The organism is Siphonobacter sp. SORGH_AS_0500 (genome assembly GCF_031453245.1).
Classification (GTDB): Bacteria; Bacteroidota; Bacteroidia; order Cytophagales; family Spirosomataceae; genus Siphonobacter.
In genome coordinates this window covers 874,979-887,329 of the sequence record NZ_JAVIYT010000001.1, presented here as the reverse complement: position 1 = coordinate 887,329, position 12,351 = coordinate 874,979, and the positions used below count along the sequence as shown (strand labels likewise).

Sequence of the window (12,351 nt, the reverse complement as noted above, 5' to 3'; positions counted from 1 at the left end):
TCTTCAAGTCATCTGATATTACGGTAAAAAGCCTTTACATGCTTATGATTACAAAGTATAAAAATAACGATGAACGACGGATTTTTATTAATAATTAATTTCCTGAACTGATTTCAAAACATTTGCCCGATTGGTTAATAGTTTATATTTGCTATAAATGGTTGCTGAGCAACCGCTAACTAAGCAGCCCATAAAGGAATATATACTAAATCCATATATTTCTTTAACCCCCTTCGTAAGAGAAGCATCATAGATTTTATATGATCTTATAATTTCTTTTACTTTTGATCCCGAGCTGTTAAAAAAGGTTTGTTTTATTAGTTTACCTCTATTCCAATCATAATCCGGATTAGGGGGGTAAGGTTGCATATTGGGTTGAAGATTAAATTCATTTTTCAAAGCAATATATTTAGGATCATTCGTATAGGCCAACTGATCTAGCCATTTGACTTTGCTAACTTCATACAATCCGTAGACAGTATCTGATGGCTGATTATACGTAGCAGGAACACTATATTCATAGATTATACTACCGTTACTTTGACTTTCTGAGGTTTCTTTTACCATTTCATATCCCACATAGCTGCCATTGGTGGTCCCTAATGCATTTTGCGAAGAACTGTAATAAAATAATTGTACTAGAGTTCTCATAACGAATGTAGGCATAGAAATTATGCGACCGGATGACTTTCCTTGATAATCTAGATAGTTATATGATTTTCTTGTTGCTAGTTGAGAGGAAGCTATATAGTTTTTGATATTTTTTATTCTTATACCCCCGCCTTCATATTCACAATTATCGTATAGGAATCGATTAACTTCATATTCAAATTCTGTATATCCTCCGGTAGGATAAACGATTTTATAAAGAGATCCCATTTTCATGAATTCGGAATTAGGCAAACGGTTTCCTCCTTGAACGACCGAAGAACCTGTAGGCAAGGTAGCATTGCATCTAGGATATACCCGGTATCTATCGCTTCCCTGCAAATCAGAATATATATATGTAGTTGGAAAGAGATTTTTGTTGGAAGATTGCCCATTAAAGTAACCCCAAATATCCTGTTGATAAGTAAATCGATGTGGTAATGCTACAGATTCATGATAGGAAAAAACGTAAGGCGGTAACGAAGAACCATCTCCGGCTTTTTCTGTAATGCTATTTAACTTAAGCCTTTTATAGTAAGAAGGGTTCTCGGAGCCAACTAAAGCCACAAACACATTTGACATACCATTAAAAGCTTCAGAAGTAGGGCTTTGAAAATATGAATAATTTAGGTCAAAAATCCTTAAAAACTCACCTGTTATTTTATTCTTAATTTGAATGTTGGTTATAGCATAAGAAGGAAGTGTCTTATCTTGACGCTGATGGTTAGCTATAAATTCAACAATCTCACTATCAGTTTCTATTTTGCTAATCCTTTTTTGCGTGGTGGACTTAGTCCTACTACTATTATTAGATAATAAAAAGTTGTATTCTATATTGACTGTATTATACTTTCCAATTTTACCTGTGGAGCTAGGTCTATCATATTGATCGGAGCTTTCGTCGGTATAAGAATAAATCACTGTTTCTTGATTAATAGTAGTAATTTTAGAGAGAAACCAGCTTGAATTAAATTTAGTTATTACGGTTGATTCCGTCGTTTGAAGATCTGGATCTAAAACTGCTGCAAGAGGAGTGGGATACGTTATTGAAGCATTAATGCGTTCGAGTCTTTCAACTTTGTCAAATAAATACTGTGTACCATCACTATCAATAACTGTAAATGTAGCAATTTCTCCTTTTGTATCTATGGTATGACTGATGGATAATTCCTGATAGGGCAGCATTATGATACTTTGATTGGTTCCGTTTACATCAAACACGAACTTTCCATATTTATCTCCAAAGGAAAAATAAAAAATGTCAGGTTCGAGATCATTCATTCCATCAAGCATAAGTCCTTTATATTTAGACTTCATGTCTGCTATTGATTTACTTACATAGGTCCAGTCTGTGTTGTTAAAATCAAAATTTTTTAATACTTCGTATTTACCCGACCAAAATCTTCCTATTCTGGGGTGTTCACCACTAGGCGAAATATCAAAAGGACGATCTTCTATTCTAGGAATATTTTCATACCTATTATAATCATCAGGAATATCTCTTACTGAACGTGTAATTACTCCCCCTACTACTAAAGACCACGACAGACCTACATTTGATGCTTCCTGTTCAACTTTCACGCCTCCTGCGTCATAAGTAAGAGTAATTGGTAGTTCTATATTTTTAAGTTTAATATTCCATAAAGGAATATTGATTTGTGGAATACCCGTATATGTGCTCACGGGCTTATCTATGTAATTTACTAAAGATGATGTAGTTGGTAGAGGGGGCATAATTGTTTGAGTCTGTGCCCATATCTTTCCTATACAAAGCAATTGCAAACCAAAAGCTACTAGGATCTTTCTATTCATGTGAAACTATTTAAAAAAGGTAGTCGTGTTTTAAAAGTGCAAATCATAAAGAATTGGTTAACTCTCCTAAGTAGACAAGGAACCACTCGCGATCATTAAAAATCTAATGAATTAAGTTATTCTTATGATATGATTCACCTTAATAATTAGGTTAGGTAGACTTTTTTACAAAAGGAGTGTACTTTCCAACCTCAAAATGGAGATAGGACTCAACCCAAGACTAAGGATCAACTTCTTAATCTTCGGGTACATCTTTGGTTTTATGCATATGGCCTAATGGATTTCTTTTCTTAGATTATTACTATTTTTTATATTTCATCGGATGTTGCCCATCAATAGATTGGTCCACTTAATACTCACAACGACGGATGACTATCAGTCTGTAACTGGCAGCAGTTGCAAACTGCCTTTTTATCGTTCGTTCCAAGTGGTGTCCTTAGGACGAACACTTGGAACAGTGGGGAATTTGGGCAAAGCAAGAGCCGCTTAGCAGGCTAAAGGCCCACAGAAGTTGTAGATGTTTTCGCATATTATTTTAATAACTTTGATAATAGAGGCCTAGCTTTCAAAAATTTTGATAAAAAACACATTTTTATGTACATTCATTATACTCCTCGTAAATATGATCTTCTTAAATCAAGTCCGCCGATGTCATTTATCATACTTATAAATAAAATTAAGACTAATATTTACATAGCATTTTGCCTTATTTAGTGTCTGCTTTATACTTAATACATTAAATGCAATAAAAATGATATATGTACTGATAAATCATATGTACTTTATTTTAATTTCTCTATAAAATATTGATAAAAAAACAATTCTAATTAATGACCTTATTAACGCATCATAATCAATATATTGAAAATTATCTGAAGTCATGTATATATAGATATAATGATCTGTTATTATATATAATAAAATACCTATTGAGAAATATAAGAAAACTTTAATTTTAAAAATGTATTTAATGCACATTGTATAAAATAAAAGTTTTATAAATAGAAATGGAAGTATGAATATTAAAAAGTATAAAATCGTATTCCCACTTAAGATGTTATCAATTTCAAGCAATTTATTATTTGTATCTTTTGAGAATAGACACAAATAAAAGAACAATTCACAAACAATGTTGTACAGAAAATATTTTTTATTATTCATTATAAGAGATTTAATTACGTTTATAGAATCTAGATGGATAATAAGGATAATTTGCTCTATTGTTAGCCCCCGAGATAGCAGTAGGGGAAGTCAACATAGGTACGCTATGCGTTTTCCCATAGGATGGCTGTGGGTAATGAAAAAGTTGAATACCATTTGCTGTGAGCGTCGCTGAAGGAAAAATATTTGTATAAGCACTTAGTGAAACTTGGCCTTGATTACTTATGTTCAGGTTTAATTTTTGTGCTACATCAACTATTCTATAGCCCATTGTTGACATTCCTATTTCTTCAATCCTATTTACACTCGCATGTTGTTCAAAGTTTATTGAATAACTGTTGTTAGATTTGACAAGGGTGTATAAATTATTACTTCCTCCTTCTCCAGGATAATAGTCTCTTGCTGACCCTCCTATTGGTGTTGATCCAATAACAACGTTTTTAGTCGCTGTAATTCCTGTTAGTTCTCCACTTGTATTTTCTGAGCCGGTTATAGTAAGAGTAGACGTGAGTTTGTCACCTGTTGGTATATCTCCTAGAGGACCATCCCATAATTTTTCATCTATATAACTATTAAATACTAAATTTAAAGTTTTGCCTAAATAGGTTTCTCCAGCTTTAGTGGATTCTTGAGAATTAGCGTCTTTATCCCAGTAAATATTTTTGTTTTTATCTAATACCCAATCCTTTGCTTCCATTCCATCGGGATCAATGAAGCGGAATGGGTTATTAAAGGCATAGTTAAAAGGGGACCATCTTCTCATCTTTTCACTTAGAGGATCAATACTCATCCATCGTCCAATAGCAGGATCATACTGCCGAGCCCCATAATCCAGAAATCCCGTTTTCGGCTGTAACTCTTTGCCATTATAAAGATACTTATTCGTGCCCATCGTTTTCGGGATCGCTAGCCCAAAAGCAAAGTACTCCGTCTCCTGCACCTTGTTGCCATTCTCATCTAACACCACCCGTACGTTGCCCAAATGATCCTTGAGGTAGTACTCCACCGCATAACTCGTCCCATTGTTACTCACCCGAATCTGCCCTTCTTCGGTAGCTATCCGCGTCAAATAATCATTTTCATCGTATTCAAAGATACCCGCGTATTTGGTATGAAACACCCCCTTCCGCGTCATCCGTAGCTTGCTGCCTGACCCGTCGTAGTCGTAGGTTAGGATGGTGTCCGTTTCAACCTTGCCTATCAGATTCAACAGGTTGTACTTGATGCCCCCAGCCGCAATACCCCGGTTGGCATCCTGAATCAAGTTCCCTGCCGCATCATAACTATAATCGTTGCTGCTACCACTGTTCCCGTTGTTAAAACCCGCCGCATTATTTGTCCCATCGGTTACTTTCAACAACCGGTTCCCAGTATTGGTATAATCATAGCTCAGCTGATCCCAAGTACTCCCATTGCCTGAACGGTTGAGCGAGAGAATATTGCCGTTGCGATCGTAGGAAGGAATACTCTCCTGGTAGGTATTGTCCAGAATACCCGTTGCCGTCTTCAACCGACCGGCTCCATCGTAGGTATAGTTAAAGCCCGTCCAGTCATTGGCATTCTTCTTCCAGAGCAACTGGGCAATGTTCCCGTTTTTCTGAGCCGTCGCTCCCGAACTTACCTGATCGTAACGCAGATCAATGCCAAAGTTGTCCCCCCCACTGCTTTTACCCAGGATCGTACTTAAAAACGCTCGGGGCGTATACTTGTAGTCTAACTGCTCGCGAAACTGCGTCGCATTCACCGAGTGTAAAAACGTTTGCTGAAGCTGACCGATCCCATCGTAGCGGTGAGCCGCCAGCGTTACGTCTTTTTGCAGAACATCTCCTTTTTTCACCACATAACGCGTCGACAGTAGCCGGTCCGCCTGATCGTAGCTGTAGAACTTCTCTACGCTGTGAATACCCGAGGGAAGATTCTGCTTTACTAACTCAGCCAGCACGTGCCCGTCAAAGCGAAGCTGACGGGCATGCACCTCTTTGGCATCCCCCGAAAAACCGTACAGATCGCGAATGGTCTCGATGACCTGTTGACGATCGTTGTAGTAGTGCGTAGTAAAATACCATTTGCTACTGGGCTGATTGGATTCCGCCTGTAGAATACGCGTAGCCGTCACCGTCACTAGTCCCTGCGTAGCTGTCGTCGCACTACTGCCCGCATAGGACTCGAAACCAGGCTGGCTATATTGTTCTAAACTTGTCGAAGTAGGATAACTATCATAACGCGTACGAGTCAGGGGAACCTGAGTACTGCCAATCACCTCCCCCGTTTCCAGGGGACGATTAAGCCCGTCATACGTATAATACGTCGTACGACCCCGGGCATCCGTACTCGTAGCCAGCAGATCCCGCTCATTGTAAGTAAGGCTGGTTTCCCCACCCCCCGGAATCAGCTTCCGACTCAGCAACCCCTTCTTGTTATACGTATAACGGAAGGCAAATAAGTTGACATCCTGCGTAACCTGATACTGGGGTTGCAACACGAAGCTCAGCTGACCTAAACTATTGTACACGTAATAGGTATCTAACGTTTCATTGGCGTATACCCGTTTCAGAATCACCCGTCCAGCTTTATCCTTGTATTCTCTCGCCTTGTTTCCATCCTCATCCTTCGTCTCCGTGTAGGAAAGTGCATTCGCAGGATACGTCTGACTTTGCCCTAAGCTAGGAGGCGTATTCTCACTACTGCTCAGGCTAACCGTATAGAAATTAACCTCACTAGCCGCATTCGTTTGATAGCTAATGTTTACGGCAGTACTGCTGCCTCCCGCATACTGCTTGAGCGGACGGCTCAGTGACGAGGCTTCATATTCCGTCTGCGTAAAACCTCGGGTATTGGGGTAATTGAAGTTCGAGGAGTTATAAAAGGCATTGGCTGCATCGGCCGCTCCACTTTGATAGCTGCCATTCCCATACGCTGGATAAGGCAGGTAGGATTTACTAACCCGGCCCAGGGCATCGTATTCGATATGCGAAATAATATCCTGGGGAGCCGAACTGCCCATGAGGGGACTGGCCTGAATGGAAATGCTTTGCAGGGGTCTGCCTAAGCCGTCCAGGTATTGCACTTGTTGACTCGCCTCTTTCACGTTCGTAGCAAGGGACGTTTGGCGAGTTTTATAAGTACGGGATAAAATGAAGTTCTGATCCGTGCTCTGAGCTCCTAGGTGAAGAGTAAAAAACAGGGAAAATAAACTAACGTATAAAACTATACGACAATAGGATTTCGCATCCATAAATGATGGACAGGTAGGTGGTCAGGCAATGGGCAATAACTGATCAGATATACCTCAAGTAAAGCAAAGCATACCCTGGCAAACTAGCATACACTAGCTTACTTATATAAAGAGAAATTTCCGATTGAAAGATCAGTGGATACCGAAACAATGGAAGGGTAAAAGGTACAGAAGTTTCATAAGCGTTAGGCGGTGGAATCGTTAGATTTTAATGCAATTCTAATTTGTTTTTTCTGAACAACCAATTAAAATTTATTTTTTTTAAAAAGCTTGAGAAAGTAACTTAGCAAAGAGACTTTTCATTGGATCTAGTCATCAAATTCTGGATATAATAAGAACTGAAATTCAATTAGTTAAGCAAGTAAAAAAATAAAATTAACAAATGATTACACTGCTTTAGTATAGCATGTATGATTAATAGATAGACTTAAAATAAAGCTTTTGAAATAAATTTATAAAATAGTGTCAGGTAAAAAAAATATGGCTAGATAGGCTTTAAACTAGACAATCCAAGTAACTAATTCAGCTGGTATTTATTACATACAGCGGCCTATTCTTGGATTAGATCCCACTCAAACTTTAACTGATTGGCCGCCTAACATTTGATGTTAGCTTTACACCATAGATATGACTTATTGTAAATCTTAGAAAAAAGACAGGCATTAAAGGTTATCTAAAAATGGTATTTGAAACAAAATAGGAAGATAGTACGTAGGCATCTCGTTACATTCGAGCTAACAGATAAGATAATACATTATTACTAGCAACCCCTACCTCCCTGTCATCCAAAGCGAAGCGTAGAAACTTGCTTACTTTTCTATGTATTCTCAACTAAGGAAAGTGATCTCAAATTCTAAGTAAGTTCTCTCCCTGCATTCGAGAGGTCAATTTGGAAAACTAGTCTATTTCTCGAACGGGGCGAAAGAACTTATGTATCTTTCTGCGATTCTCAATTGGTGAAGCTTTTTGACGCCTGTTGGGTTGAATGTAGCAAGCCAAAATTAAGGTACTCATCAATTCAGTATGGCTACCCCAGCCCACTTGAATTGCTTGAATCAAACGATACGATTAGACTGCCAAGCCCTTAGCGGAAGAATATAATGCCCTGAACACCATCAAGTGTTCAGCTTGTCTTTCAAATCGACTGAAGGGTATAGTACGAGCACTGTCTGCTCATCAACTGGTTTTCCTTAATAAACAATGAAGCCGCTATTTTCATTTGTAGCACCTTATCCTAAGAAACCTTGCTTCAGATCGTACAACGTTAAATGAAGTTAGTGTGGAAAGTGTTTGAAGCCCTATCCCTTGAAGCTATTCCTGAAAAGAGGGGTTGTCTAGCCCGTGCGAGAGTACTCTTATACTCTAGTCACTACGCTTGTCTTCAATTTTTGCTTCGGTAAGCTCTATCTTTACACCGTAAAGCGGTTTGCCTATTATTTCTTCTGAATGCAGAGTTAGGCTTCTTCTACTTAATTAGAGGACCTATTAGCCTGCTCACAGAGACCTAAAGACTATGAATGAATTTTTTCTGTATTTACAGCTCGGTTTTGATCATATAACGGATCCCAATGGGTATGATCACATTATTTTTATCATAGCCCTTTGTGCCATTTACCAATTAAAAGACTGGCGGAAGGTGCTCATTCTGGTTACGGCTTTTACCTTGGGGCATAGCGTAACCCTGGCTTTGGCCACGCTCAACTATATTCAGTACCGAACCGAAGTCATTGAGTTTCTTATCCCCATTACCATCTTACTGACCGCCTTCACGAATATCTTTCAGAAGACCTATCCCGATAGTCTGTTCATTGAAGATGTTCCGCAAAATCCGGTTCCTCGTTATTTAATGGCCCTATTCTTCGGTTTAATTCATGGGATGGGCTTTTCGAATTATTTGAGAAGCTTACTAGGCCGGGAAGCCTCTATTCTTAAGCCCTTATTGGCATTCAACTTAGGACTAGAACTGGGTCAGCTACTGATTGTCTTAATTATTTTAACTATTTCATGGGTCTTGATCTCTCTATTTAAAGTAAGAAAACACGATTGGAAACTGATTCTCTCGGGAGCGGTTGCCGGCATTGCTCTTATTCTCATCAAAGAATCCGATTACTGGCAGGAGTTGATGGGCCATGTCCCTGAATGATAAGCTTATTCTGTGCAAAGAAGAAGGGAACCCAATATGATTGAGTTCCCTTCTTCTTTAAGTAGTATATGACCAATCAAATAAAACAATTTTATCGGGTCTATTAATAACCACGGTAATCAAGTACAGTGACAACCGTCTTCCAGATAATTTGCATTTCCAGACCAACCGTCCAATTCTTGATGTAATATAAATCGTACATCAGTTTGTGACGGGCATCTTTGGCTCCAGCTCCGTAAGGGTACATCACCTGAGCATAACCCGTGATACCGGGTTTAATCAGATGCCGGGTTGAGTAATGAGGAATCACTTCTTCAAAACTTTCTGTAAAAACCCGACGCTCAGGACGTGGCCCTACCAAAGAGATTTCTCCCCGAAAAACACTAAGCAACTGAGGTAATTCGTCAATACGAGTGGCCCGCATAAAAGCACCGTATCTAAAAACCCGCTTGTCTTTTTTGCTGGAAAATTGAGCACCTGCGGCTTCGGCATCCAAACGCATGGAACGAAACTTAATACAATCAAACTCTCGCTGATTTAAACCTACCCGGCTCTGCCGATAGAATATAGGTCCTGGGGACTCCTGAGCAATTTTAATTCGACTCAGTAACCACAATGGGCTGGATATGGCAAGTAAAACCGACGAAACAGAAAGGTCAATGACGTTCTTACAAATATTTTGAAATCGGTTGTTCGTCTGAATATTACTTAACTTAGGATTATTTTCATTATACGATTCTGGAATATAGACCTTCTTTAAATATTTCTCACAGAAGTCATAAACAGTCGTAATCTTAATGGTCTTATTATGGCTTACGGCAAACTCATAGATAATACGGTAACGTTCATCATACTCGGGGTTTGCAACCAGATGCACATCGTCGTATTCTTCAAAAAGCGGAGCAATAGCCTCCTGAATCAAATACATCTCATCAACATAGCGTGGAATCAGTACTACTTCCTTATACTGAGACAGTAACCATCTTAAATCCTGCTTTTGCAGAAAGTAATCATACCCCGTAAACAAAACAACTTTGCTTTTCGAAGTACGCTTACTTTTGAGATGATGAATAAACTGATGATAGGTTGGATATAAACGTGTAGCCATAAAATAAGTTAATTTCGCTTCATAGGAGGAAGTACTAATTTCAAATAATAGCTTATAATCTAAATAGAGGAAATTGCTATCGATGGCAGTCGCCAGCTAATATAAGGTACAACCGTGAGACATCCAATGCATTTCTTAACAATTCTTAAAAACTAATCATGAATACTAATTTCGAGGCTCAAATTGTAAAAAAATTTAAAATACCAAATCAGGACATTACGATAGCAATCATTGGATTAGGATACGTAGGATTACCACTAGCAGTAGCCTTTGGAACTAAATACAAAACGATAGGATTCGACATCAATCACCTCAGAATCAAAGAATTAAAGAATAAAAATGATTATACTCAGCAGCAAACCACACATCAGTTGCAACAGGCTTCTTTGCTCGAATACACTGACAATATAAATGACATAAAATCTGCTGATATTTATATTATTGCTGTTCCTACGCCAGTAGATATTTATAAACAACCAAATTTATATCATTTATTAACATCTACTAGTTTTATAGGCAAAATACTTAAAAAAGATGATATTGTTATCTATGAGTCGACGGTATACCCAGGGTGCACAGAGGAAGACTGCATCCCCATTCTGGAACAGGAAAGTGGGTTAATTTATAACCAGGATTTTTTTTGTGGTTATTCTCCTGAACGCATTAACCCTGGTGATTCTTCCCGCCCCATCACCTCGATTAAAAAAGTAACATCTGGCTCTACGCCCGAAGTAGCCGACTACATTGACAAGCTATATCAAAGCATCATCACCGCAGGTACTTTCAAAGCTAGCTCTATTCGAGTGGCAGAGGCAAGCAAAGCCATTGAGAATGCTCAACGAGACGTTAATATTTCCTTCATGAATGAGCTTGCTTTGCTATTCGACAAACTTAATATTGATACGCATGAAGTGCTGGAAGCCGCAGCAACAAAATGGAATTTTCTCAACTTCAAACCGGGCCTGGTAGGTGGGCATTGCATTGGAGTGGATCCTTACTATCTACTCCATAAAGCGGAAAGTGTAGGGTATCATCCGCAGGTATTACTTTCTGGACGAAGAATTAACGATCAGATGGGGGTCTATATCGCCAATAAAGTCGTTAAACTCATGATTCGAAAAGGACACAAAATTGACGAAAGCCGAGTACTCATTCTAGGAATAACCTACAAAGAGAACTGTCCGGATACTCGTAACAGTAAAGTCATTGATGTTATTCAGGAACTTCAGGAGTTTGGATTACAGGTAGATATCTGGGATCCTGTCGCTTCTCAAGCAAAAGTCAGCCTCGAATTAGGTATAAACCTAATCCCTGAACCTATACATACTTATGAAGCTGTTATACTGGCTGTTGCACACACACCTTTTTTAACCATGAACTGGAAAAAGATTAGCAACGCTGATACGATTATTTATGATGTAAAATCTGTATTAGACAAAAGTATGGTAAGCGGACGACTGTAGATACTCAAAATTTTAAACCCCATTTTTTAAAGTAAACAAACGCCCCCTCGATGTTATAATACATCAGTTTAAAGTTCTTATACGAACCTTTGGCAAAGTGATGCGTAATCGTAGCTTCTGGATAATAGACCGTTTTAGCATAGCTAAGCGTACGATACGTAATATCGGCGTCTTCCATGTACATAAAAATTCGTTCATCAAAACCGCCTACCTTTTTCAATGTCTCATTGCGAAAAAACATGAAACATCCTGATAAATAAGGTACATTTTCAATAATACTATTATAAGTATGATCTCTATATTCGAATTTATCTAGTTTCTTCTTAAATAATTTACGTATACCGTTCGGCATAAATCTACGTAGAATCAATATGGAAAGCGAAGGCGGATTTTTACAAAGGTATTGAGTCTCGCCATTCGGATACATTACTTTTGGCATCAGTAGTCCGTATTCTCGGTGAGCACTAAGAAAAGAATAAATTTTTTCAAGCGTTCCCTTGGAAAAATACACATCTGGATTCAAAACCAGGTGGTATTCCGCACTACATGCCTGAGAAAGCTTTATTCCAATATTGTGAGCTTTCCCAAAGCCTAAATTAGAGTTATTGAATATATATTCAATTCGACTATCCATGGCTAGTATCCGAATAGAATCTTCAGGTGAATTATCAATTATAAATAATTTGACAACTAATTCGGTATCTAAAAAACTATCGATTGCTTCCTTTAAAACTTTTTTATCGTTGCTATAGGTTACAATTGTTGCTGTAATTTGCATAAA

General features: G+C 38.3%; 6 protein-coding genes. 2 read left to right on the top strand and 4 right to left on the bottom strand.

Features of this window, described 5'->3' with window-relative positions:
• Positions 1 to 87 precede the first annotated feature (87 nt).
• Together QE357_RS03760 and QE357_RS03755 are read right to left on the bottom strand one after the other, a co-directional pair.
• Positions 88 to 2,460 carry a hypothetical protein gene (locus QE357_RS03760; RefSeq protein WP_309705964.1) on the bottom strand — a complete coding sequence of 791 codons (2,373 nt, stop codon included), beginning with the start codon at positions 2,458 to 2,460 and terminating at the stop codon, positions 88 to 90.
• Positions 2,461 to 3,631: 1,171 nt separating this feature from the next.
• A complete protein-coding gene (locus QE357_RS03755; protein ID WP_309705962.1) occupies positions 3,632 to 6,856 on the bottom strand; it encodes a DUF6443 domain-containing protein in 3,225 nt (1,074 codons plus the stop codon).
• 1,513 nt (positions 6,857 to 8,369) lie between these two features.
• On the opposite strand from QE357_RS03755, the gene QE357_RS03750 reads away from it, so the two are divergent.
• On the top strand, positions 8,370 to 8,999 hold the full coding sequence (locus tag QE357_RS03750) for a HupE/UreJ family protein (RefSeq protein ID WP_309705960.1): 630 nt from the start codon (positions 8,370 to 8,372) through the stop codon (positions 8,997 to 8,999).
• Between the two features lie 103 nt (positions 9,000 to 9,102).
• On the opposite strand, the gene QE357_RS03745 is transcribed toward QE357_RS03750, so the two are convergent.
• Positions 9,103 to 10,107 carry a sugar transferase gene (locus QE357_RS03745; protein ID WP_307142063.1) on the bottom strand — a complete coding sequence of 335 codons (1,005 nt, stop codon included), beginning with the start codon at positions 10,105 to 10,107 and terminating at the stop codon, positions 9,103 to 9,105.
• A 158-nt stretch (positions 10,108 to 10,265) separates the two neighbouring features.
• On the opposite strand from QE357_RS03745, the gene QE357_RS03740 reads away from it, so the two are divergent.
• Complete coding sequence (locus QE357_RS03740) at positions 10,266 to 11,570, top strand: nucleotide sugar dehydrogenase (RefSeq protein WP_309705956.1); 1,305 nt, start codon at positions 10,266 to 10,268, stop codon at positions 11,568 to 11,570.
• 4 nt (positions 11,571 to 11,574) lie between these two features.
• On the opposite strand, the gene QE357_RS03735 is transcribed toward QE357_RS03740, so the two are convergent.
• Entirely contained in the window at positions 11,575 to 12,348 is a 774-nt protein-coding gene (locus QE357_RS03735) for a glycosyltransferase family 2 protein (protein WP_309705953.1), read from the bottom strand.
• Positions 12,349 to 12,351: the final 3 nt, after the last annotated feature.

Excerpts from the sequence above, each read along its gene's own strand:
- QE357_RS03760 (WP_309705964.1), bottom strand. The coding sequence starts at position 2,460 with ATGAATAGAAAGATCCTAGTAGCTTTTGGTTTGCAATTGCTTTGTATA.
- QE357_RS03755 (WP_309705962.1), bottom strand. The coding sequence starts at position 6,856 with ATGGATGCGAAATCCTATTGTCGTATAGTTTTATACGTTAGTTTATTT.
- QE357_RS03750 (WP_309705960.1), top strand. The coding sequence starts at position 8,370 with ATGAATGAATTTTTTCTGTATTTACAGCTCGGTTTTGATCATATAACG.
- QE357_RS03745 (WP_307142063.1), bottom strand. The coding sequence starts at position 10,107 with ATGGCTACACGTTTATATCCAACCTATCATCAGTTTATTCATCATCTC.
- QE357_RS03740 (WP_309705956.1), top strand. The coding sequence starts at position 10,266 with ATGAATACTAATTTCGAGGCTCAAATTGTAAAAAAATTTAAAATACCA.
- QE357_RS03735 (WP_309705953.1), bottom strand. The coding sequence starts at position 12,348 with ATGCAAATTACAGCAACAATTGTAACCTATAGCAACGATAAAAAAGTT.